The sequence below is a fragment of the Streptomyces sp. NPDC002181 genome (assembly GCF_042890485.1).
Lineage (GTDB): Bacteria > Actinomycetota > Actinomycetes > Streptomycetales > Streptomycetaceae > Streptomyces.
Genome location: NZ_JBIASC010000001.1, coordinates 300,999 through 325,099, shown reverse-complemented (window position 1 = coordinate 325,099; position 24,101 = coordinate 300,999). Strand labels below are relative to the sequence as shown.

The following is a 24,101-nucleotide window of genomic DNA, read 5'->3' as shown; positions in this document are numbered from 1 at the left end:
CTCTGTGCGGCAGAGGCGCGGCCGGGTCAGGCCGGGGACTAGGCCGGGGACTGGCCGCCCAGGTGGTGGACGCGGACCATGTTGGTCGTGCCCGGGACGCCGGGGGGCGAACCGGCGGTGATGACCATGGTGTCGCCGGCGTTGTGGCGGCCCAGCTTCAGCAGCTCGCCGTCCACCAGGTCGACCATCGCGTCGGTGGTGTCCACGTGCGGGACGATGTAGGACTCGACGCCCCAGCTCAGCGTGAGCTGGTTGCGGGTGTTGACGTCGGTGGTGAAGGCCAGGATCGGCTGGGTCACGCGGTAGCGCGACAGCCGGCGGGCGGTGTCACCGGACTGCGTGAAGGCGATGAGCGCCTTGCCGTCGAGGAAGTCCGCGATCTCGCAGGCCGCGCGGGCGACGGAGCCGCCCTGGGTACGGGGCTTCTTGCCCGGGACCAGCGGCTGGAGGCCCTTGGAGAGGAGCTCCTCCTCGGCCGCCGTGACGATCTTCGACATCGTCTTGACGGTCTCGATCGGGTAGGCGCCGACCGAGGACTCGGCCGACAGCATGACCGCGTCCGCGCCGTCGAGGATCGCGTTGGCGACGTCGGAGGCCTCCGCGCGCGTCGGGCGGGAGTTGGTGATCATCGACTCCATCATCTGGGTCGCGACGATCACCGGCTTGGCGTTGCGGCGGCACATCTCGATGAGCCGCTTCTGGACCATCGGGACCTTTTCGAGCGGGTACTCGACGGCCAGGTCGCCGCGGGCCACCATGACCGCGTCGAACGCGTCGACCACGGCCGCCATGTTCTCGACGGCCTGCGGCTTCTCGACCTTGGCGATGACGGGGACCCGGCGGCCCTCCTCGTCCATGACCTTGTGGACGTCCTTGACGTCGTTGGCGTCGCGGACGAAGGACAGGGCGACCATGTCGCAGCCCATCCGCAGGGCGAAGCGGAGGTCGTCGACGTCCTTCTCCGACAGCGCGGGGACGTTGACGGCGGCACCCGGCAGGTTGATGCCCTTGTGGTCCGAGATGACACCGCCCTCGACGACGATGGTCTTGACCCGCGGGCCCTCGACCTCGGTCACCCGGAGCTCGACGTTTCCGTCGTTGATCAGGACCTGGTCGCCCTTGGAGACGTCGCCCGGCAGGCCCTTGTAGGTGGTGCCGCAGATGGACTTGTCGCCCGGGACGTCCTCGGTGGTGATGGTGAACTCGTCACCGCGCACCAGCTCGACGGGGCCCTCGGCGAAGGTCTCCAGACGGATCTTGGGGCCCTGGAGGTCGGCGAGGACGCCGACCGCGCGCCCGGTGTCCTCGGAGACCTTCCGGACGCGGTCGTACCGCTCCTGGTGTTCTGCCTGGGATCCGTGGCTGAAGTTGAATCGGGCCACGTTCATGCCTGCCTCGATGAGAGCTTTCAGCTGCTCATACGAGTCGACGGCGGGGCCCAGCGTGCAGACGATTTTGGAACGGCGCATGGAGCGGATCCTATCCGTTTGTTTCGTAGCGGAATATTCCGTCTGGTGGAAAGTCCAAGTGACTAACGGGTAACCAAGGCGTACGCCTGGGTGGCGATCTCCAGTTCCTCGTCCGTCGGGACCACGGCCACCGCCACCCGCGCGTCATCCGGCGACACCAGCCGCGGCCGCGAAGAGCGCACGGCGTTGGCCTCCGGGTCCAGCACGAGCCCCAGCTCCGCGAGGCCGTCGACGGCAGCTTCCCGGACCTGGTGCGCGTTCTCGCCGACCCCCGCCGTGAACGCCACCGCGTCCACCCGGCCGAGCACCGCCGAGTAGGCGCCGATGTACTTCTTCAGGCGGTGGACGTACGCCGCGAAGGCGAGCCGCGCCGACTCCTCGCCCTCGCCCGCCCGCCGCAGCACCTCGCGCATGTCGTTGTCGCCGCACAGGCCCAGCAGACCGCTCTTCTTGTTCAGGAGCGAATCGATCTCATCCACCGAGAAGCCGCCCACCCGCGCCAGGTGGAAGACGACCGCCGGATCCAGGTCGCCCGAACGGGTGCCCATGACCAGACCCTCCAGCGGGGTCAGCCCCATCGAGGTCTCCTCGCACACCCCGCCGCGGACCGCCGAGGCCGATGCCCCGTTGCCCAGGTGGAGCACGATCACGTTCACGTCCTCCACCGGCCGGCCCAGCAGCGCGGCCGTCGCCCGCGAGACGTAGGCGTGGGAGGTGCCGTGGAACCCGTACCGCCGGATGGCGTACTTCTCCGCCGTCGCGGCGTCGATCGCGTACCGGGCCACGTGCTCCGGCATCGTCGAGTGGAAGGCCGTGTCGAAGACCGCCACCTGCGGGATGTCCGCGCGCAGCGAGCGGGCCACCTCGATGCCGGTCACGTTCGCGGGGTTGTGCAGCGGGGCGAGCGGGATCAGGCTCCGGATCTCCGCCAGCACCTCGTCGTCGATCACCGTCGGCCGTGTGAACCGGGTCCCGCCGTGCACCACCCGGTGCCCGACCGCCGCCAGTTCGGGGGAGTCCAGGCCCAGCCCGTCGGCGGCGAGCTCCGCCGCGACGGCCCGGAGCGCGGCCTCGTGGTCCGCGATCGCGCCGAGCCGCTCGCGCTTGCCGCCGCCCGCGGCCGGCCCGGTGAGCGGCTCGTGCACGAGACGCGAGCCCTGCTCCCCGATCCGTTCCACCAGGCCGACGGCCAGGCGGGCGGAGTCCGCCATGTCGAGCAGCTGGTACTTCACCGACGAGGAGCCGGAGTTGAGGACGAGTACGCGCGATGCGGTGGTCACGATGGGCGTCTTTCCTTCGGAAGTGGGGTGGCCGGGGCGGTACGGGGGTCAGGCGGTCGGCGCCTGCGCGGGCCGGGCGCCCTGTGCCTGGATGGCGGTGATCGCCACGGTGGTGACGATGTCCTGGACCAGCGCGCCGCGCGAGAGGTCGTTGACCGGCTTGCGCAGACCCTGGAGCACCGGGCCGACCGCGACGGCGCCCGCCGAGCGCTGCACGGCCTTGTACGTGTTGTTGCCCGTGTTGAGGTCGGGGAAGATCAGCACGCTCGCGCGGCCGGCCACCTCCGACCCGGGCAGCTTGGTCGCGGCCACCGAGGGCTCGACGGCGGCGTCGTACTGGATCGGTCCCTCGATCAGCAGATCGGGGCGCCGGTCGCGGACGATCCCGGTGGCCTTGCGGACCTTGTCCACGTCCGCGCCGGTGCCCGAGGTGCCGGTCGAGTACGAGAGCATCGCGATCCTCGGTTCGACCCCGAAGGCGGCCGCGGTCGCCGCCGACTGCACGGCGATGTCGGCGAGCTGCTCGGCGCCCGGGTCCGGGTTGACCGCGCAGTCCCCGTAGACGAGGACCCGGTCGGCGAGGCACATGAAGAAGACCGAGGAGACGATCGAGGCGTCGGGCTTCGTCTTGATGATCTCGAAGGCGGGCCGGATGGTCGCGGCGGTGGAGTGCACCGAGCCGGAGACCATGCCGTCGGCGAGCCCCTCCTGGACCATCAGGGTGCCGAAGTAGTTGACGTCGGTGACCACGTCGAGGGCCAGCTCGACGGTCATGCCCTTGTGGGCGCGGGCCTGCGCGTAGTACTCCGCGAAACGTTCCCGCAGGGGGGAGGTGGCCGGGTCGATGAGCTGGGCGGCGGAGATGTCGACGCCGAGGTCGGCGGCCTTCTTCAGGATCGCCTGCTCCTCGCCCAGCAGGGTCAGGTCGCAGACCCCGCGGCGCAGCACCACGTCCGCGGCGCGCAGCACGCGCTCCTCGGTGCCCTCGGGGAGCACCACGCGGCGGCGCTCGGAGCGGGCCCGCTCCAGCAGCTCGTGCTCGAACATCATGGGCGTGACCCGCTCGGAGCGGGCCACCGACAGCAGCCCGCGCAGCTCGGCGGTGTCCACGTGCCGCTCGAACAGGCCGAGGGCGGTCTCCAGCTTGCGCGGGGTCGCGGAGTTCAAGCGGCTCTGCAGCGAGAACAGTTCCGCGGCCGTCGGGAAGCTGTTGCCGGCCACCGAGACCACGGGCGTGCCCGGCGCCAGCTTCGAGGCCAGGGTCAGGATGTCCGGGCCCGGACGCTCGTTCAGGGTCAGCAGTACGCCCGCGATCGGCGGGGTGCCCGAGGCGTGCGCGGCCAGCGCCCCGATGACCAGGTCGGCGCGGTCCCCGGGGGTGACCACCAGGCAGCCGGGCGTCAGCGCGCCCAGGAAGTTGGGCAGCATGGCGCCGCCGAAGACGAAGTCCACGGCGTCGCGGGCCAGTCCGGCCTCGTCCCCGAGGAGCACCTCGGCGCCGAGCGCCCGGGTGATCTGGGCGACGGTCGGGGCGGAGAGCGACTTGTCGTCCGGCAGCACGTAGCAGGGCACGGGCAGCCGGGCGGCCAGCCGCTCCGCTATGCCGTCCCGGTCCTCGGCGGCCACCCGGTTGACCACCATCGCGACGACGTGGCAGCCGAGGCTCTCGTACGCGCGGAAGGCGCTCTGGGCCTCGGCGCGCACCGACTCGGCGGGGTGCCCGGTGCCGCCGACGACGGGTACCACGACGGCCCCCAGTTCGTTGGCGAGACGGGCGTTGAGCGCCAGCTCGTCGGGGAGGTTCGTGTCGGCGTAGTCGGTGCCGAGGACGAGCACGACCTCGTAGTCGCGGGCCACCCGGTGGTAGCGGTCCACGAGCCGGGACACCAGCTCGTCCGTGCCCTTCTCGGCCAGGATGGCGGAGGCCTCGTGGTACTCCATGCCGTAGGCCGCCCGCGGGTCCTGCTCGATCCGGTAGCGGGCCTTCAGGAGGTCGAAGAGCCGGTCCGGTCCGTCGTGGAGCAACGGCCGGTAGACGCCGACCCGCGCCGTCTGGCGGGTCAGCAGCTCCATGATCCCCAGCTCGACGACCTGGCGGCCGTCCCCCCGCTCGATACCGGTCACGTACACGCTGCGCGTCACGCGTGGTCTCCGTCCCATCGTGTGGATGTCGTGAATGCCGTACATGCAGTGGATGTAGTGGGTTTTCCCCCGTTAAGGTGGGCCTGACCTCTTGACAATACCCCGGCGGCCAGATAGGGCGCCCGCCGGGAAAGGCCTGTCCAGGGGGGTCGAAAGGCCTGGTGGGCGGAGCGGCGCGCAAAGCGCCGCACCCCCGGCCCGTGGAACAATCGGACAGGCCCCACCATGACGAACACGACGCCTTTCAGATGTACGGCTGTCCGCCCGCACGCGTACGGCCCGGTACGACCAGGAGCAGGAGACACAGCACGATGCGTATCGGAGTTCTCACCGCAGGCGGCGACTGCCCGGGCCTGAACGCTGTCATCCGTTCGGTCGTGCACCGCGCCGTGGTCGGACACGGGGACGAGGTCATCGGCTTCGAGGACGGCTTCAAGGGCCTCCTGGACGGGCACCACCGCCCCCTCGACATCAACGCCGTCAGCGGCATCCTCGCCCGCGGCGGCACGATCCTCGGCTCGGCACGCATGGAGCGCGCGCGGTTGCACGAAGCCGCCGAGAACGCCGAGGAGTTGGCGCGGCGCTACGGCATCGACGCCCTGATCCCGATCGGCGGCGAGGGCACCCTGACGGCCTCCCGGATGCTGTCGGACGCCGGGATGCCGGTCGTCGGCGTGCCGAAGACCATCGACAACGACATCTCCTCCACCGACCGCACCTTCGGCTTCGACACCGCCGTCATGGTCGCCACCGAGGCCATCGACCGCCTCAAGACCACCGCCGAATCGCACCAGCGCGTGATGGTCGTCGAGGTCATGGGCCGGCACGCGGGCTGGATCGCCCTGGAGTCCGGCATGGCCGGCGGCGCGCACGGGATCTGCCTGCCGGAGCGCCCCTTCGAGGTGGACGCCCTGGTGAAGATGGTGGAGGAACGATTCGCCCGAGGGAAGAAGTTCGCCGTCATCTGCGTCGCCGAGGGCGCGCACCCGGCCGAGGGCTCCATGCCGTACGAGAAGGGCGCCATCGACCAGTACGGCCACGAGCGCTTCGCCGGCATCGGCAACCGCCTCGCCGTCGAGCTGGAGCGCCGCCTCGGCAAGGAGGCCCGCCCGGTCATCCTCGGCCACGTCCAGCGCGGCGGCGTCCCCACCGCCTACGACCGGGTCCTCGCGACCCGCTTCGGCTGGCACGCGGTGGAGGCCGTCCACCGCGGCGACTTCGGCAACATGACCGCCCTGCGCGGCACCGACATCGTGATGGCCCCGCTGGCCCAGGCCGTCACCGAACTGAAGACGGTCCCGGAGGACCGCATGTACGAGGCCGAGTCGGTCTTCTGACCCACCCCGCGCCGGGACGGAAGTCCCGCCCCGGCGGGACCTGCGCCCCCGAACGTTCAGGACGAAGGCCCCCGCCGCCGCCTCGCCCCGGAGATCCGGTCTCCGGGGCTTTTTCCCGCGCCCACACCCGGCGGATATGATTTCAGCCCTGGGGGTTGGGGTGTGTGGCCGAGTCGCGTGGACGGATCGGGCCGTTGTGTCCGGCCCCGTCGTCCGTTCCCGCCGCCCGATGGAAGGTGCCCGTCTCCCGTGGCCACCCGCTCTGCCGTTCCGACAAGCAAGCCCGCCGACACCCGGCCGCCGCGCCCGGCCGAGGGCACGGCCGGCGGCGGGAGGCGGTGGCCCGTCCTCGGCGCGGCCGTGGCCCTGTCCTGGGTGCTTCCGCTCCTGCTCCACACGCTCTCCCTGGACGTGGTGCTCATCCCCGTCCTGGTGCTGGCGATCGCCTCCCTGATCCGCGTGGGCGGAGGGCTCCTCGACCGCCTGGTGATCGCGTCGTTCCTCCTGTGCGGCGCGGTGATGGCCTTCGGACTGCTCTTCTCCGTCTGGCCGTGGGGGCTGGCCCCCGTCCCCGGCACGGGACTGCTGCTGACCGTCCTGTCCGTCACCGGCTGGCTCGCCGGCCGCAGGCCGCACATACCGCTGCGCCTGCGCGGCTCGGACGCCCTCGTGCTCGCCACCGTGGCCGTGGTCTGGCGCTACCTCCACCACCCGGTGGCCGGGAAGTCGGCCATCGACCGGCTGGCGTACTTCGTGACCTCCGAGGACCGGCTCGGACACTTCTCCTACTTCGACGGCATCCACCACGTCGGCGGCTACGCCTTCCTCCACCAGGAGGCCGCCAAGGCGTACATGATGACCCCGGCCGAGGCGGTCTACCCGCAGGGCTCGCACTTCCTGCTGGCCTGGATCGACGTCCTCGTCAAGTCCTCCACCGACGGCGGCTCCGCCCTCGACATGACGCACCGCTACCTGCTGTACGTCCTGGCGGCCTACGCGCTGTTCTGCGGCGCCCTCGTCTGGGCCGCCCGCTGGATCGGCGGCCCGCGCCTGCGCGGCTGGCGCACGGCCGCGGTCTGCGCGACCGTGACGGCCGTGATGATGTCGGGCTCGATGGCGCAACTGGTCGAGCGCGGCTTCGACTCCGAGACCATAGGCCTGCTGTTCCTGGCCGTCGCCCTGGCCCTGCTCGTCCGGCCGGCGATGGGCCGGGCCGAGTTCGTGCTCGTCGGGGTGGCCGCGCTGGTCTCGGTCACCTTCGTCTACAACCTCTACGGCGTCCTCGTCGGCATCACCCTGGCCGCGGTCCTGGTGGTCCACCGCCGCCGCTTCGCCCCGCGCCGCCGCCTGGTCATCGGCGCCCTGGCCGGCGGCACCCTGATCGCGGGACTGCCCAGCGTCTTCTCGGTCCTGACCAAGCTGGACGTCGCCAAGACCTCGAACCTGGCCGGACCGATGGTCATCCCCGACCGCCCGGTGTTCATCGGCTGCGGGCTGCTGGCCCTGGTGGCCGCCTCCCTGCCGGTGAACCGCAAGACGGGCACCGGGCAGACGGTCCTGGCCATGGTCCTGGGCGCGACCGCCGTGATCGGAGTCTTCGGCGCCTGGCAGAAGCTCACCATCGGCTACTACTCGTACTACTTCGAGAAGCTCACCGCCGCCGGCCTGGTCATCGCCCTGATCTCGCTGGGCGTGATCGGGCTGATGCTCCAGCCCGCCGCCCGCACGAGCGGCTCCCCGCTGCGCCGGCGCACCGGCCTGCTGCTGCGCTCCGGCGTCGCGACGGCGGCCGCGCTCGCCCTGTTCGGCAACGTCCAGTGGGGAGTGCCGTCCGGCTGGGGCCACCCCTCCGCCTGGTACGACAGCCCGATGATGAAGTGGGGCAGGGGCGAGGCCAAGACCGACATCGGCCCTGCGGCGAACGCCCTCACCCGGCGCGACCTGAAGGGCGTCACCTCCCCGGTGATCGCCCTGTACGGCAACGACTCGTACCTGAACCTGCGGTCGACCTTCCTCGCCCAGATCCTCACGCACCGGGCGGGCACCATGGTCGGGCTCTACGAGGTCTTCTACGTCAAGATCGGCGGCCCGGCGGCGGTCGACGAGAAGGAGTACCAGGCATCGCTGGGCCGGCTGAAGGGCGCGATCGCCTCCTGCCCGGCCCCGCCGACCGTCCTGGTGGGAGACCGGAAGACGGCCGACCGGCTCAGGCAGGACCTCGGCCGCGCCGGCACCGCCGCGACCGTGGTGTACGCACCGCTCACGTAGCGGCCCCGGGAAGCGGCGGCCTACCGGGGGCCGGTGGCGTAGGACCAGAAGTGGCCCACGATGTCGGCCAGGAACTGGCGGCCCGCGTCGCCCGTGCCGGCCTCGCCCGCCGCCCCGCCCCAGCTCAGCGTGGCGACCATCTTCGACTGGTAGTCCGCGTGCAGCCGTTCCAGGACCGGCTCCAAGTGCTGCTTCGGCACCGGCAGCAGCTTGGCCAGCGGCTTCACGTACGCCTGCCAGCGCGTGGTCACCGCGTTGCGCAGCAGCTCGGCGAGCTCGTCCTGCTTCCCCGTCGCCGCCACGAACTGGGCCAGCGACAGCCCGAGCACCTGCGCCAGGGCCACGGACTGCCGTTCGTTGCCCTTCCAGCGCCCGGTGTCCTCCATCTTCTGGTACGCGGCCGTCTCCAGCCCGATCCGCCGGGCCAGCTCGTCCGCGGCCATGCCCCGGGCCATCCGGTGCTCCCGCAGGGTCACGGGCTCGGCGAGCAGCTCGCCGGGGGCGCACCACAGGACACCGGCCAGTGCCGTGAGCTCGGCGGAACTCGGGGATATCTCGCCGCGCTCCCAGGCCATCACGGTCTCGGGCTCGACGATCAGTCCGTACTGGGCACGCAGGCCATAGGCGACATGACCGGGAGCCATGCCCAGGGCTGCGCGGAGGCGACGCGCGGCGGGGGCATTGAAGGGAGGGCTGGAGTGCACAGGGCACACCGTAGAAGTGCCCAAGGGGTGGCGACTACAGACCGTTCAAACAAGCCCAGAACTCGTAGGAACGTCCTAGGGAGTTCAACGCGGTACGCGAGTTTCGCGGCGACTGTCCGGTAATCGGAACCGCACTAGATCCATTTCTCAGCGTACGGTCCCGGCCGACCGTGCGAAACCCCCGCGCACGATGTTCACGGATCTCCCGCACCCTCTCCTGAACCGGCACCCGGCCGAGCGCGTTCTCCATGGCGGGGCCCTCGCCCACGGGGGTGGCGAGGGCCCGCCCCCCACCCCGGATCCGCTCCTTGCCTTGACGTCGGCGTCAAGGCTTACGGTCGGATCATGCGAATCGGCGAACTGGCGGAGCGGGCCGGGACCAGCACGCGGACCCTGCGGTACTACGAGTCGCGCGGACTGCTGACCGCGCGGCGCACCGGCAACGGCTACCGCACGTACGACGAGGACGACCTGCGGCTGCTGCGCCAGATCCGCATGCTCCAGGACTTCGGCTTCGAGCTGGAGGAGACCCGCCCGTTCGTCGACTGCCTGCGCGCCGGCCATCCCGCCGGGGACTCCTGTCCCGCGTCCCTGGCCGTCTACCGGCGCAAGCTGGCCGAGCTGGACGGGCTGATCGGCCAGCTGGCCGACGTACGGGAGCAGGTCGCGCGGCAGCTCGCCGCCGCCGAGGACGCCGCCGGGGAGGCGGCGTCGCCGCGCTGTGAAATGACCGGACCGCAGGAGAGGGGAACCGCATGATCCATGCCAAGGGTGTCGCCGAGGTGACCGACCGGGACTTCGGGGCGCAGGTGCTCGCCGAGCGGGGGCGGCCCGTCCTCGTGGAGTTCACCGCCGACTGGTGCGGCCCGTGCCGGCAGCTCGCGCCCGTGCTGTCCGCCATCGCCGCCGAGGAGGCCGAGCGCCTCAAGGTCGTGCAGATCGACGCGGACAACAACCCCGCCACCGTCGTCCGGTACGGGGTGCTGTCCATGCCGACCCTGCTCGTCTTCCGCGACGGCGAGCCGGTGAAGCAGATGGTCGGGGCCCGGGCCAAGCGCAAGCTCCTTCAGGAGCTCGAAGAGGTCACCGGCTCCGCCGTCACGGCCTGAACCAGACCGTCGCCAGCGGCGGGAGCGTCGTCCGCAGACTCACCGGGCGGCCCTGCGCGGGCACGCGCTCGGGCCGCAACGGCTGCAGATGGCGCACCCCGCTGCCGCCGTACTGCTCCAGGTCCGTGTTCAGGACCTCCCGCCACCACGGCACCTCCTCCGGCACGCCGATCCGGTAGGCGTGCCGCACCACCGGCGAGAAGTTCGACACGCACAGCAGCGGCGAGCCGTCCTTCGCGTACCGCAGGAACGCGAAGACGTTGTCCTCCGCCGCGTCCGCCTCCACCCACGCGAAGCCCTCGGGCACCGTGTCCCGCTCCCACAGCGCGGGCGCCGCCGTGTACGTGCGGTTCAGATCGCGCACCAGGTCGCGCACGCCCCGGTGGTCATCGGCCGCCGTGTACGAGGAGTCCAGCAGCCACCAGTCCGGCCCGTGCGCCTCGGACCACTCCGAACCCTGCGCGAACTCCTGCCCCATGAACAGCAGTTGCTTGCCGGGGTGGGCCCACATGAAGCCCAGGTACGCACGGTGTATGGCCCGCTGCTGCCACCAGTCCCCGGGGATCTTCGACACCAGCGAGCCCTTGCCGTGCACCACCTCGTCGTGCGAGATCGGCAGCACGTAGTTCTCGCTGTACGCGTAGATCATCCCGAACGTCATGTCGTGGTGGTGGTACTTGCGGTGCACCGGGTCCTTGGTCGCGTACCGCAGGGTGTCGTGCATCCAGCCCATGTTCCACTTCAGCCCGAAGCCGAGCCCGCCCCCGTCCGTCGGCCGGGTCACGCCTCCCCACGCCGTGGACTCCTCCGCGATCGTCACCACGCCCGGGCAGCGCCGGTAGACCGTCGCGTTCATCTCCTGGAGGAAGCCGACCGCGTCCAGGTTCTCCCGGCCGCCGTGCTCGTTGGGCGCCCACTCGCCCTCGCCGCGCGAGTAGTCGAGGTAGAGCATCGAGGCCACCGCGTCCACGCGCAGGCCGTCCACGTGGAACTCCTGGCACCAGTACACGGCGTTGGCGACGAGGAAGTTGCGGACCTCCTTGCGGCCGTAGTCGAACTCCAGCGTCCCCCAGTCCGGGTGCGCGGCCCGCCGCGGGTCGTGGTGTTCGTACAGGGGCCGTCCGTCGAACTCCGCGAGCGCCCACTCGTCGCGCGGGAAGTGCGCGGGCACCCAGTCGACGATCACACCGATCCCGGCCCGGTGCAGCTCGTCCACCAGGAACCGGAAGTCGTCCGGACCGCCCATCCGCGAGGTCGGAGCGTAGAACCCGGTGACCTGGTAGCCCCACGAACCACCGAAGGGGTGCTCGGCGACCGGCATCAGCTCCACGTGCGTGAAGCCCAGCTCCTTGACGTACGGGGGCAGCTGCTCGGCCAGCTGGCGGTAGGACAGCCCCGGCCGCCAGGAGGCCAGGTGCAGCTCGTACACCGAGAACGGGGCCTGGTGCACCGGGCGGTCCCCGCGCCGCGCCATCCACTCCGCGTCCCGCCACTCGTAGTGCGAGGCGGTGACGACCGAGGCGGTGGCCGGCGGGACCTCCGCCGCACGGGCCATCGGGTCGGCGCGCAGGGTGTGGCTGCCGTCCGGCCGCGTGATGTCGTACTTGTACAGCGCGCCCTCTCCCACCCCCGGCAGGAACAGCTCCCACACGCCGCTCGAACCCAGCGAGCGCATGGGATGGGCGACCGAGTCCCAGTACGAGAAGTCCCCGGCGACCCGGACCCCCTGGGCGTTCGGCGCCCACACCGTGAACCGGGTGCCGGCCACGCCCTGGTGCTCCATCGGCCGGGCCCCGAGCGCGGTCCACAGCTCCTCGTGCCGGCCCTCGCCGATCAGGTGCAGGTCCAGCTCGCCGAGCGCGGGCAGGAACCGGTACGGGTCGTGCACCTCGATCTCGTCGCTGTCGTACGCGACCAGCAGCCGGTAGTCCGGTACGCCGGTCAGCGGCAGCAGCCCCGAGAACAGCCCGTCGCCGTCGTCGTGGAGCGCGGCCCGCAGCCCCTTCGCGACGACCGTGACCGATTTGGCGTACGGGCGCAGCACGCGGAAGACCACTCCGTCCCGGCGCGTCCGGGCGCCCAGCACCCCGTGGGGATCGTGGTGGCGGCCCTCCAGCAGCCGGGCCCGTTCCCCGGCGTCGAGCGCGGGCGCCGGCCGTACCCCGTGCGCGGGAGCCCTCCGGGCGCGCGGTGCCGTGGCTTTCCGCGGCGCCGCCTCGGCCGGGGCCGGGGAAGCGGGCGGGGTGGTCGAGGGTGACTGACGGGCGGGGCTCACGTGTGCGGCCTCCTAGGCGGCTGCGGGCGGGGGTGGGGGGAGAGCGAGGGGAAGCCTTCGCCGGGGGCGGGCCCGGCACCCGGGGACCCGGCGCCCGGCTGCGCCCGGCCGAATCCCCGGTCCGCGCCGGCGGCGAGCCTGCGGATGGCCGCCATCGGGACGTGCAGCCAGTCGGGGCGGTGCCGGGATTCGTAGCGCGCCTCGTACACGGCCTTGTCGGTCTCGTAGGCGCGCAGCAGGACCGGGTCCTCGCGCGGGTCCCGGCCGGTCGTGCGGGCGTAGCCCTCGCAGAACGCGGCCCGGCAGCCGTCCGCCCAGGCGGGCGCGAACGGGCGGTGGGAGCGGGCCGCGTAGTCGAACGAGCGCAGTATCCCGGCGATGTCGCGGACGGCCGGTTCGGGGCGGCGCCGGTCGGCCAGCGGCCGGGCCGGCTCGCCCTCGAAGTCGATCAGTGCCCAGCTGCCGTCGGCGGTGCGCAGGGTCTGGCCCAGGTGCAGGTCCCCGTGGATCCGCTGGGCGGGCACCCCGGCCCCGCGGGAGGCGGCCAGAGCGTCGAACGCCCCGCGCAGCCCCGCCTCGTACGGCCGCAGTGCGGGCACCTCCCGGGCGGTGGCGGCCAGCCGGGCCGTCATCCCGGAGGCGAGCCGGGCGGTCTGCTCCGGGCCCAGCGCCACGGTGGGCAGGGCGGCGGCCAGGGCGCTGTGCACCTCGGCGGTGGCCCGGCCCAGCGCGTGCGCCTCGGCGGTGAAGTCGTCCCCCGAGCGCAGCCGGCCCAGCGCGAGCTGCCAGCCGTCGTCGGAGCCGCGCAGATAGGGCTGGAGCACGCCCAGGGTCAACGGTTCTCCACCGGGCAGCGCCGCCTCGTACCAGGCGACGGGAGCGGGGACGCGGGCGCACCCGGCGGCCGCCAGGGCCCTGGGCAGTTCCAGGTCCGGGTTGACGCCGGGGCCGACCCGGCGGAACACCTTCAGGATGTACGAATCCCCGTAGATCAGCGAGGAGTTGGTCTGTTCCCCGGACAGCGGCCGGGGCGGGAGCGCGGCCGGGATCAGCGCCATCGGGTCGCGGTCGAAGCGCAGCGGGCCGAGGGTGCCGGGAGCGCGCAACCGTTCCAGCAGCAGCGCCGCCAGCCGCGGATCGCCGAGCCCCTCGTAGACGCACTGGCCGGCGTACGGGCCCTGTTCGGGCCGTCCGATCAGCGCGGGCGCCAGTGCCGGCGGCAGGGCGGGGCGCACGCCGAGCAGCAGCTGGTAGCAGTCGCCGTCGACGTCGAGGAGCAGGTGGACGAGTCCTGGGGAGGACCCCGGCGGCAACAGATCGGCCGCCGAGATCATCCGGAGCCGGCCGATGCGCCGTCCTTTGCCGGCGAACCAGCGCTGGAGCGGCAGCCAGTCCCGGAGCATCGGCTCCAGCGGACTGAGTCCGGTCGTGCTCGTCGTCCCGGCGGATGCAGCCTCCGACATGGCGTCGCGTCCTTTCCCCGGGCCGTCACAGAATGCGGAGAGTGTCCCGGATCGCGTCAGTTGCTTCTCCGGTGGTGTACGAGTGTCGGGTCAGGATGATCCGTACAGGGGCGGGCGATTGACCCATTCGCGCGCCCACCCCGTACTCGGCGGCTACTCGCTGCGCAGGCGGAACCAGTAGAAGCCGTGCCCCGCGAGCGTGAGCAGGTACGGCCATTCGCCGATCGGCGGGAAGCGCACGTCACCCGTGAGCTCCACCGGAACCCGCCCGTTGAACGACCGGAGGTCCAGCTCGGTGGGCTGCGCGAAACGCGAGAAGTTGTGCACGCACAGCACCAGGTCGTCCCCGTACTCGCGCAGGAAGGCCAGTACCGCCGGGTTGGACGAGGGCAGTTCGGTGTACGAGCCGAGGCCGAAGGCCGGGTTCGCCTTGCGGACCTCGATCATCCTGCGGGTCCAGTGCAGCAGCGACGAGGGCGATGCCATCGCGGCCTCGACGTTGGTGACCTGGTACCCGTGGACCGGGTCCATGATGACCGGCAGGTTGAGCCTGCCCGGATCGCAGGAGGAGAAACCGGCGTTGCGGTCCGGGGTCCACTGCATCGGGGTGCGGACCCCGTCGCGGTCGCCGAGCCAGATGTTGTCGCCCATGCCGATCTCGTCGCCGTAGTAGAGCACCGGCGAGCCGGGCAGCGACAGCAGCAGGGCGGTGAACAGCTCCATCTGGTTGCGGTCGTTGTCCAGCAGCGGGGCGAGCCGGCGCCGGATGCCGATGTTGGCCCGCATCCGCGGGTCCTTGGCGTACTCGGCGTACATGTAGTCGCGCTCTTCGTCGGTGACCATTTCGAGGGTGAGCTCGTCGTGGTTGCGCAGGAAGATGCCCCACTGGCAGCGGTCCGGGATCGCCGGGGTCTTGGCCAGGATTTCGGAGACGGGGTAGCGCGACTCTCTTCGTACGGCCATGAAGATGCGCGGCATGACGGGGAAGTGGAAGGCCATGTGGCATTCGTCCCCGCCCTTCGCGAAGTCGCCGAAGTAGTCGACGACGTCCTCGGGCCACTGGTTGGCCTCGGCGAGCAGCACGGTGTCGGGGTAGTGCGCGTCGATCTCGGCCCTGACCCGCTTGAGGAGCCGGTGGGTGCGCGGCAGGTTCTCGCAGTTGGTGCCCTCCTCGGCGTAGAGGTAGGGCACGGCGTCGAGCCGGAAGCCGTCGATGCCGAGGTCCAGCCAGAAGCGCAGCGCCGAGACGATCTCCTCCACGACGGCCGGGTTCTCGTAGTTGAGGTCCGGCTGGTGCGAGAAGAAGCGGTGCCAGTAGTACTGCTTGCGGACCGGGTCGTACGTCCAGTTGGAGGTTTCGGTGTCGATGAAGATGATGCGGGCGTCTTGGTACTGCTTGTCGTTGTCGGCCCACATGTAGTAGTCGCCGTACGGACCGTCCGGGTCCTTGCGGGACTGCTGGAACCACTCGTGCTGGTCGCTCGTGTGGTTCATGACGAAGTCGATGATCACCCGCATGCCGCGGTGGTGCGCGGCGTCCACGAACTCCACGAAGTCGGCGAGATCGCCGAACTCGGGCAGCACGGACGTGTAGTCCGCGACGTCGTAGCCCCCGTCGCGGAGCGGCGAGGCGAAGAACGGCGGCAGCCAGAGGCAGTCGACGCCCAGCCACTGGAGGTAGTCGAGCTTGGCGGTGAGTCCCTTCAGGTCTCCTACGCCGTCGCCGTTGCTGTCGTGGAAGGAGCGTACGAGCACCTCGTAGAAGACCGCCCGCTTGAACCAGTCGGGGTCGCGGTCCTTCGCGGGGGTGTCCTCGAACGTGTCGTGGACGGGATCGTTGATCATCATGTGGTGGGTGACCCTCCGGTGGGCGGGGACGGTCGCAGAGCCGCCAGTACGTGTGCGGGCGTGCGGCCCGGCTCCAGACGCACGTAGTTGGCCCTGCCCCAGTGGTAGGTCTCGCCGGTGAGCTCGTCGCGCACCGCGAGGGACCCGTGCCAGTCGAGGCCGAGTGCCGGCATGTCCAACGAGACCGTCGCCTCCTGGGTGTGGTGCGGATCGAGGTTGACGACCACCAGTACGGAATTGGCGCCCGCGTGCTTCGAATAGGCGATCACCTGGTCGTTGTCGGTCGTGTGGAAGTGGATGTCGCGCAGCTGCTGGAGCGCCGGGTTGCGGCGGCGCAGCCGGTTGAGGGCGGTGATCAGCGGGGCGATCGTGCGGCCCTCGCGGTCTGCGGCCGCCCAGTCGCGTGGCCGGAACTCGTACTTCTCGGAGTTCAGGTACTCCTCGCTGCCCTCCCGCACCGGGGTGTTCTCGCACAGCTCGTACCCGGCGTAGACGCCCCAGGTGGGGGAGAGGGTGGCGGCGAGGACGGCGCGCACCTCGAAGGCCGGGCGGCCGCCGTGCTGGAGGTACTCGTGGAGGATGTCGGGCGTGTTGACGAAGAAATTCGGCCGCATGACGGAGGCCGAGCGGGTGTCCGCGAGTTCTGTCAGGTACTCGGTCAGCTCGGCCTTCGTGTTGCGCCAGGTGAAGTACGTGTACGACTGCTGGAAGCCGATCGCGGCGAGCGTGCGCATCATGGCGGGCCGGGTGAAGGCCTCCGCCAGGAAGATCACGTCGGGGTCGGACTTGTTGATGTCCGCGATCACCTTCTGCCAGAAGACGACCGGCTTGGTGTGCGGATTGTCCACCCGGAAGATGCGTACGCCGTGGTCCATCCAGTACCGCAGGATGCGGGCCGTCTCCTCGACGAGACCGGCCATGTCGGTGTCGAAGTGGATCGGGTAGATGTCCTGGTACTTCTTCGGCGGGTTCTCGGCGTACGCGATCGTCCCGTCGGCCCGGTGGCGGAACCACTCGGGGTGCTTCTCCACCCAGGGGTGGTCCGGGGAGCACTGGAGTGCGAAGTCGAGCGCGATCTCCATGCGCAGCTCGCGGGCGCGGGCGACGAAGGCGTCGAAGTCCTCGATCGTGCCGAGGTCGGGGTGGACGGCGTCGTGGCCGCCTTCGGTGGAGCCGATGGCCCACGGCACACCGGGGTCCCAACTTCCAGCCGAAAGGGTGTTGTTCGGTCCCTTGCGGTACGTACTCCCAATGGGGTGGATCGGTGGCAGGTACACCACGTCGAACCCCATCGAGGCGATGGCCGGCAGCCGCTCGGCGGCGGTGCGCAGCGTTCCGCTCACCGGTTCCGCGCCGGGCTCGACGACGGCGCCCTCGGAGCGGGGGAACATCTCGTACCAGGAGCCGAAGAGGGCCCGCTTGCGCTCCACGACCAGCGGCAGGGCCTTGGAGGCGGTGACCAGTTCCCGGTACGGGCGCCGGACGAAGGCGTCCTGCACCGGGGCCGCGAGGGCGGCGGAGTACCGCAGTTCCACGGGGCGGTCCTCGTCGCGCATGGCCTCGGCGGCGGCCAGGACGTGCTCGCGGCCGTCCTTCTTGGGGATCCGGGAGCCGGCCCGCTCGTAGAGCTCGGCGCCTTCGAGGAGGGTGAGCCCGGGGTCGATGCCGGCCGGGATCTTGATCGCCGCGTGGGCCTGCCAGGTGCCGACCGGGTCGCTCCACGCCTCGACGGTGTACGTCCACCTCCCCTCGGCCTCGGCGGAGACCCGAGCGCCCCACCGGTCGGTGCCGGGCGCCAGCTCCCGCATCGGCACGGGGGGCCGCAGCCGCCCGGTGGGGTCGCGGAGCACGACATGGGCGGCGACGGCGTCGTGGCCCTCGCGGAAAACGGTGGCTGAGATCTCGAAGACCTCCTCCACGACCGCCTTGGCGGGTCTGGCGCCGCAGTCGACGGCGGGGCGGACGTCCAGAACGGGAATGCGACCGATCATGATGGGATCACCTGGGGGCAGTTCGCAGGGCTCGGTGACAACAGCCCAGCCGGGACACCGGCTGGTCGTGCACGCTCTGTTCGCTCTGTTTCTAGCCGCTCGGAAGACGGCTGGGCTGCGGGCATGGCCGCTCCTGTCCGCGTTCACTCGGGTGGCGGGAGAGGTGGTGGGGCGGGGTGCCGTGCGTGTACGCGGGGAGCCCTGCCCACTCTCACCCCGCTCAATCAGTGCACTCGGTTAACTACTCGTACGTAGTCGCGCGGCCCGGACCAAGGCCTTGGCCGACATCTGCCGAGGCTCAGTCAAGTCGGTTGGGACTAACGGATGTACGCCCTGAACCCCTCGTCACACCGGTCCCACAGGCATCGTCTGTGACCGGAGATTTGGGCAGTGAAGGGCGGAATATCCGTAGTGACAGTGGCCTTCCCCGGGTGGATCATGGGGTCGTCTCTGTGAGTTTCCTGTGCGCTTCCGCCCGCCGGGGTGTCCTGAATTCGCATCACTTTTTCCGAAGGAACGTTCCTCTTGCGTGCCACTCGTACGGTGGTCCTGCTCACCGCGGGCCTCGTCACTCTTCTCGGTGTTCCGGTCTCCGCGGCCGCCGATGCACCGGCCTCGCTCTACGTCGACAAGAACGACGCCGGCTGCTCCGACGCCGGCTCCGGAGCGCAGGCCGCCCCGTTCTGCACGGTCTCGGCGGCCGCCAGGATCGTCGGCCCGGGCCAGACCGTGCGGATCAAGGCCGGGGTGTACGCCGAGGCGGTCACCGTCGACCGCTCCGGCGAGCCCGGCAGGCCGATCACGTTCGACGGCGGCTCCGACGTCCAGTACTCCCCGGAGCTTTCCAAGGGCCTCACGCTCAGCGGCGCCGCTCACGTGGTGGTACACGGAGTGAGGGCCACCGGCGGCGTCAAGGTCGGCCGTTCCACCGGTGTCGAGCTGGACCGGATGGACATCTCCCGGGGCAGGCTCGAGGCCGTTGTCATCGGCGAGGGCAGCACGGACGTGCGCCTCACCCGGAACCGGCTGAGGGGGGCCGTCAAGGTCGAGGGGGGCTCCCGGGGCACCGTCCTCGGCCGGAACCTCCTCCTCGGCGTCTACCAGCCGCCGCTCGCGGTCGTGGACGCGCCCGCCACGGTCGTCACCAACAACACGCTCGAAGGCATGTGCGGGGCGACCCTCTCGGTCGGCGGCGGCTCGACCGGTTCGGCGGTGTTCAACAACGTGCTGCACACCAACGCGAGCTCGGTCGCCTGCCAGTCGACCCAACCGCGCGTGGGCATCTCGGTGTCGCCGGAGGCCGCGGAGGGCACCCGCGCCGACTACAACCTGCTCACCGGGCACCAGGCGCCGGCGGCCGCCTACAACTGGTCCGGCACCGGCTATCCGACGCCGGCCGCCTTCCGGGCCGCCACCGGCCAGGGCGCGCACGACATCCTGACCGCGTCGCGCGAGGGCGTCGGCGACATGCCCGGCTCGCCCACCATCGACTCCGCCGATCCGACGGCGCCGGGCGTGCTGCCGAGCGACTTCGCCGGGGACCCGGTCGCCGACGATCCCGGCGTCCCCAACACCGGCAAGGACGGCGGCTACCTGGACCGCGGCGCCCACGAGACCCAGGACGGCCTGAGCGAGGTCTGGATGGTCATCGACCGGACCTACGCCCCGGCCGGCACCCCGGTCGAGGTGCAGGCGGTCTCGAACAGCCAGTGGCCCACCGCGATGGCGTACGAGGTGGACTTCGGCGACGGGACGGCCCCCGTCGTCACCCGCCAGGGCAACGGGGCCAACGCGGTCGCCACGCACGTCTACGCCGGTCCGTGCGCCTGCACGGTCAAGGTGACGGCGGTCAACGGCGTCGGGAAGAGGGTCTCCACCGAGAAGTCCACCAAGGTGACCGCGGCCGGCCCGCTGACCGCCGCCTTCACCACGGAGCCGGTGCTGCCGGCCACGGACAGCCCGATGGACGGAGTCCGGCCGCTGACCATCCGTGTCGACGCCGGATCCACCAGTGCGCCGTGGCCCGTGGACCGCATGTACGTCGACTACGGCGACGGCAGCCCCGCGCAGCAGGACGACACCCGGCACACCTATGCGGCGCCCGGCGAGTACAAGGTGTCGCTCACCGTCCGCGACACCAAGGGGGCCGTGTCCACGGCCACGCGGAGCGTGAAGGTGGACTACGCGCCCTCCGGCTACGTCGCCACGGCGCCGTTCCGGCTGCTGGACACGCGCGCCAACGGCACCGCCCTGTGGGGCGGGAGCTCCACCGAGGTGACCCTGCCGGCCGGGCTGTCGGTGCCGGACCACGTCCTGTCCGGCGGCATGGCCGCGGCCGTCCTCAACGTCACCGTCACCGGTGCCGGCGAGGACACCCACCTGAGCGTGTGGCCCTCCGGCCAGCCGCGCCCCGCCACCTCGAACGTCAACGTCAAGGCGGGCGGCACCTCCTCCAACACCGTCACCGTGCCCGTGGGCGCCGACGGCAAGGTCTCGGCCCAGCTCAACTCCGGCAGGGCCGCGCTCGTCGTCGATTTCGTCGGCTACTACCAGCCCGGCATCGGCCAGCGGTTCACCCCGGTCGCTCCGACCCGCCTCGCCGACACCCGTACCGCGGGCGGCGCGCTGGGCGGCGGCCAGACCCGTACGGTGAAGGTCGCCGGCGTGAACGGCATCCCCGCCGACGCCACCGCCGTCGCCTTCAACCTGACCGGCACCGGCTCCACCGAGAACGCGCACGTCATCGCCTACCCGGAGGCGGACAAGCGCCCCGCGACGTCGAACCTCAACCTGGAACCCGGCAAGGACAAGTCGAACCAGGCCATCGTCCCCGTCGGCCCGAACGGCACCATCACCCTCTACACCAACACCGGCTCCACCCACCTGATCCTCGACGCCGTCGGCTGGTACGGCAAGGACGGAAAGGCCCTGTTCACCCCGGCCGCCCCGCGCCGCCTCGCCGACACCCGCACCACCGGCAAGCTCGCCCCCGGCGCCACCACCACCGTCACCGGCCTGCCCGCCGGCGCGATCGGCGCGGCCCTGAACGTCACCGCGACCGACTCCACCGGCCCCGGCTTCCTCACCGTGTACGGGTACGGCAGCGCCCGCCCGGACGCCAGCAGCCTCAACACCCGTCCCGGTGACACCGTCCCCAACCACGTCACCACCCCCGTGGGCGACGCAGGCCGCGTCACCGTCGCCAACAGCTGGGGCGGCAGCACCCACGTGATCACCGACCTGCTCGGCTGGTTCACCCAGGGCTGACCCCCCGCCGAACGACCCGCGAGACCCGCCGCCCCGGCCACCCGTGCACCGCACGCGGTGGCCGGGGCGGCGGCGTTCGGGGCGGGGTGGCCGGCGGAGTGCCCGGCGAGGTGCGCGGCGAGGTGCCCGGCGGGGTGCGCGGCGGGGTCCGGCGCACGAGGCACCGTGGCAGGCGGGGCCCCGGTGAAGCTAGCCTTCCCGGGGTGATGCGCGGACGCACAGCGTGGTGCGGCCGCTTCGATCCGCAATCGCCTGCGAAGGTAGAACGTGTGAAGGCTATCCGTCGATTCACCGTGCGCCCCGTCCTCCCGGAACCATTGCTTCCGCTTGCCGATCTCGCGCGCAATCTGCGCTGGTCGTGGCATACCGAGACCCGTGAACTCTTCCAATCCGTCGACCCCGAGGGCTGGCAGGCCGCCGGCGGCGATCCCGTCCGGCTGCTCGGCGCGGTCTCCGCACCCCGGCTGGAGGAACTGGCCGGCGACCGGCGGTTCCTGCGCCGCCTCGCCGTCGTCGCCGCCGACCTCGACGACTACGTCCACGGCGGGAGGTGGTACCAGAGTCACGAGGACCATGCCGAGCTGCCCGCCGGGATCGCCTACTTCTCACCCGAGTTCGGGATCACCGCCGCCCTGCCGCAGTACTCCGGCGGCCTCGGCATCCTCGCCGGGGACCACCTCAAGGCCGCCAGCGACCTCGGCGTCCCGCTCATCGGCGTGGGACTGCTGTACCGGCACGGCTACTTCCGCCAGTCCCTCTCCCGCGACGGCTGGCAGCAGGAGCACTATCCCGTCCTCGACCCCAACGAACTGCCCGTCTCCCTGCTGCGCGACGGCGAGGGGGCACCGGCCCGGGTGAGCCTGAGCCTGCCCGGCGGCCGGGCCCTGCACGCGCACATCTGGCAGGCCCGCGTAGGCCGGGTACCGCTGCTGCTCCTCGACTCCGACGTCGAGGACAACGACTCCGGCGCCCGCGAGGTGACCGACCGGCTCTACGGCGGCGGCAGCGACCACCGCCTCCTCCAGGAGATGCTGCTCGGCATCGGCGGCGTGCGCGCGGTGCGCGCGTACTGCCGGATCACCGGGCACCCCGACCCCGAGGTGTTCCACACGAACGAGGGACACGCCGGCTTCCTCGGGCTCGAACGCATAAGGGAACTGGAAGGGGAGCAGGGGCTCGGCTTCGAGGCCGCCGTCGAGGCGGTGCGCGCCGGGACCGTGTTCACGACGCACACGCCGGTGCCCGCCGGCATCGACCGCTTCGAGCGGGCCCTGGTCGCCCGCCACTTCGGGCCCGGCGCGGAGCTGGCCGCCCTGCCGGTCGACCGGATCCTGGAGCTGGGCGCCGAGTCCTATCCCGGCGGCGACCCCGGGGTCTTCAACATGGCGGTGATGGGGCTGCGCCTGGCCCAGCGGGCCAACGGGGTCTCGACCCTGCACGGGGCCGTCAGCCGCGGCATGTTCGCGGGGCTGTGGCCGGGCTTCGACCCGGCCGACGTGCCGATCACCTCCGTGACCAACGGCGTCCACGCCCCGACCTGGGTGGCCCCCGAGGTGGTCCGCCTGGGCGCCCGCCAGATCGGCGCCGGGCGGACCGAGGACGCGCTGTCGGTGGGCGGCTCCCAGCGCTGGGACGCGGTCGCCGACATCGGCGACCAGGACATCTGGGACCTGCGGCGCGTGCTGCGCGAGCAGCTGGTGCAGGAGGTGCGCGACCGGCTGCGGGCCTCGTGGCTCCAGCGCGGGGCCGCGGAGGCCGAACTCGGCTGGGTGGACTCCGTGCTCGACCCGGATGTGCTCACCATCGGCTTCGCCCGGCGCGTGCCCTCGTACAAGCGGCTCACGCTGATGCTGCGCGACCCCGAGCGGCTGCGCGCGCTGCTGCTCGACCCGGAGCGGCCCGTGCAGATCGTCGTCGCGGGCAAGGCGCACCCGGCCGACGACGGGGGCAAGCGGCTCGTCCAGGAGCTGGTGCGGTTCTCCGACGATCCGCGGGTGCGCCACCGGATCGTCTTCCTGCCCGACTACGGCATGGCCATGGCGCAGAAGCTCTACCCGGGCTGCGACGTCTGGCTGAACAACCCGCTGCGGCCGCTGGAGGCCTGCGGTACCAGCGGGATGAAGGCGGCGCTCAACGGCTGCCTCAACCTGTCCGTGCTGGACGGCTGGTGGGACGAATGGTTCGAACCGGACTTCGGCTGGGCCATTCCGACGGCCGACGGGCTCGGGACGGACGAGGACCGGCGCGACGACCTGGAGGCGGGCGCCCTCTACGAGTTGATCGAGGACAGGGTCGCGCCGCGGTTCTACGACCGGGCGGGCCGCAGCGGGCTGCCGGTGCGGTGGATCGAGATGGTCCGTCGCACTCTCGTCTCGCTGGGGCCCAAGGTGCTCGCGGGCCGCATGGTGCGCGAGTACGTGGAGCGGCTGTACGCCCCGGCCGCCCGCGCCCACCGGACCCTGAACGCGGACGCGGCGCGGGACCTGGCCTGGTGGAAGGGGCGGGTCCGGGCGGCCTGGCCGCGGGTCACCGTCGAGCACGTGGAGGCTCTGGCGGCGGCCCCGGTGGGCGGCACGGCCGAGCTCGGGGCCACCCTCACCCTGCGCGTGCGCGTCGCGCTGGACGCCCTCACGCCCGAGGACGTGGAGGTCCAGGCCGTCGCCGGGCGGGTGGACCCGCAGGACGTGATCCGCGACGGGCGCTCCTTCCCGCTCAAGCCCACCGCCGGGCCGGACCTGGAGGGGCGCTGGATGTACGAGGGCCCGCTCGCCCTCGACCGTACGGGGCCCTACGGCTACACCGTACGGATCCTGCCCGCGCACCCGATGCTGGCGACCCCGGCCGAACTGGGGCTGGTCGCGGCCCCGGTGGAGACCGACGCGGCCGGTGACGCGGGCGCGGGCGGCGGCGTACTGCTGCGCTAGCGGCCGGGGGGCCGCAGGGCTCCG

The 24,101-nt window shown here is 71.8% G+C and carries 14 protein-coding genes; 6 read left to right on the top strand and 8 right to left on the bottom strand.

The window, feature by feature from the left end; all coding sequences use genetic code 11:
* Window positions 1-38: 38 nt before the first annotated feature.
* The 3 genes from pyk to pta form a co-directional block, all read right to left on the bottom strand.
* Window positions 39-1,469: a pyruvate kinase gene (gene pyk / locus ACFYXV_RS01405; RefSeq protein WP_383345901.1), complete on the bottom strand. Its 1,431-nt coding sequence runs from the start codon at window positions 1,467-1,469 to the stop codon at window positions 39-41.
* 62 nt (window positions 1,470-1,531) lie between these two features.
* On the bottom strand, window positions 1,532-2,749 hold the full coding sequence (locus tag ACFYXV_RS01400; protein WP_385469357.1) for an acetate kinase: 1,218 nt from the start codon (window positions 2,747-2,749) through the stop codon (window positions 1,532-1,534).
* A 48-nt stretch (window positions 2,750-2,797) separates the two neighbouring features.
* The gene (gene pta, locus ACFYXV_RS01395; RefSeq protein ID WP_389381753.1) at window positions 2,798-4,891 is read right to left on the bottom strand and encodes a phosphate acetyltransferase; all 2,094 of its coding nucleotides are present in this window, start codon (window positions 4,889-4,891) and stop codon (window positions 2,798-2,800) included.
* Window positions 4,892-5,202: 311 nt separating this feature from the next.
* On the opposite strand from pta, the gene ACFYXV_RS01390 reads away from it, so the two are divergent.
* Entirely contained in the window at window positions 5,203-6,228 is a 1,026-nt protein-coding gene (locus tag ACFYXV_RS01390; protein ID WP_389381752.1) for an ATP-dependent 6-phosphofructokinase, read from the top strand.
* Between the two features lie 249 nt (window positions 6,229-6,477).
* A complete protein-coding gene (locus ACFYXV_RS01385; RefSeq protein ID WP_385469363.1) occupies window positions 6,478-8,496 on the top strand; it encodes a hypothetical protein in 2,019 nt (672 codons plus the stop codon).
* Window positions 8,497-8,516: 20 nt separating this feature from the next.
* Here ACFYXV_RS01385 and ACFYXV_RS01380 read toward each other — a convergent pair whose 3' ends face one another.
* Window positions 8,517-9,140: a helix-turn-helix domain-containing protein gene (locus tag ACFYXV_RS01380; RefSeq protein ID WP_389381750.1), complete on the bottom strand. Its 624-nt coding sequence runs from the start codon at window positions 9,138-9,140 to the stop codon at window positions 8,517-8,519.
* A 405-nt stretch (window positions 9,141-9,545) separates the two neighbouring features.
* Here ACFYXV_RS01380 and ACFYXV_RS01375 point away from each other — a divergent pair, with 405 nt between their 5' ends.
* Together ACFYXV_RS01375 and trxA are read left to right on the top strand one after the other, a co-directional pair.
* Complete coding sequence (locus ACFYXV_RS01375) at window positions 9,546-9,959, top strand: MerR family transcriptional regulator (protein WP_389381749.1); 414 nt, start codon at window positions 9,546-9,548, stop codon at window positions 9,957-9,959.
* Window positions 9,956-10,309 carry a thioredoxin gene (gene trxA, locus ACFYXV_RS01370; RefSeq protein ID WP_389381748.1) on the top strand — a complete coding sequence of 118 codons (354 nt, stop codon included), beginning with the start codon at window positions 9,956-9,958 and terminating at the stop codon, window positions 10,307-10,309. Before ACFYXV_RS01375 ends, trxA begins: the two co-directional genes overlap by 4 nt.
* Here the strand turns inward: trxA and glgB are convergent.
* The 4 genes from glgB to ACFYXV_RS01350 all read right to left on the bottom strand — a co-directional run bounded on the left by glgB (window position 10,299) and on the right by ACFYXV_RS01350 (window position 17,886).
* Entirely contained in the window at window positions 10,299-12,584 is a 2,286-nt protein-coding gene (gene glgB / locus ACFYXV_RS01365; RefSeq protein WP_389381747.1) for a 1,4-alpha-glucan branching enzyme, read from the bottom strand. The genes trxA and glgB overlap by 11 nt on opposite strands.
* Window positions 12,581-14,047: a phosphotransferase gene (locus ACFYXV_RS01360; protein ID WP_385469371.1), complete on the bottom strand. Its 1,467-nt coding sequence runs from the start codon at window positions 14,045-14,047 to the stop codon at window positions 12,581-12,583. Before ACFYXV_RS01360 ends, glgB begins: the two co-directional genes overlap by 4 nt.
* 153 nt (window positions 14,048-14,200) lie before the next feature.
* The gene (treS, locus tag ACFYXV_RS01355) at window positions 14,201-15,895 is read right to left on the bottom strand and encodes a maltose alpha-D-glucosyltransferase (protein ID WP_383345931.1); all 1,695 of its coding nucleotides are present in this window, start codon (window positions 15,893-15,895) and stop codon (window positions 14,201-14,203) included.
* Window positions 15,892-17,886 carry a maltotransferase domain-containing protein gene (locus tag ACFYXV_RS01350; RefSeq protein WP_385469374.1) on the bottom strand — a complete coding sequence of 665 codons (1,995 nt, stop codon included), beginning with the start codon at window positions 17,884-17,886 and terminating at the stop codon, window positions 15,892-15,894. Before ACFYXV_RS01350 ends, treS begins: the two co-directional genes overlap by 4 nt.
* A gap of 525 nt (window positions 17,887-18,411) precedes the next feature.
* Between ACFYXV_RS01350 and ACFYXV_RS01345 the strand changes: the two genes are divergently transcribed.
* Both ACFYXV_RS01345 and glgP read left to right on the top strand, forming a co-directional pair.
* Window positions 18,412-21,153, top strand: a complete 2,742-nt coding sequence (locus ACFYXV_RS01345) for a PKD domain-containing protein (protein WP_389381746.1) — start codon at window positions 18,412-18,414, stop codon at window positions 21,151-21,153.
* A 269-nt stretch (window positions 21,154-21,422) separates the two neighbouring features.
* Entirely contained in the window at window positions 21,423-24,077 is a 2,655-nt protein-coding gene (gene glgP, locus ACFYXV_RS01340; RefSeq protein ID WP_385469378.1) for an alpha-glucan family phosphorylase, read from the top strand.
* Window positions 24,078-24,101: the final 24 nt, after the last annotated feature.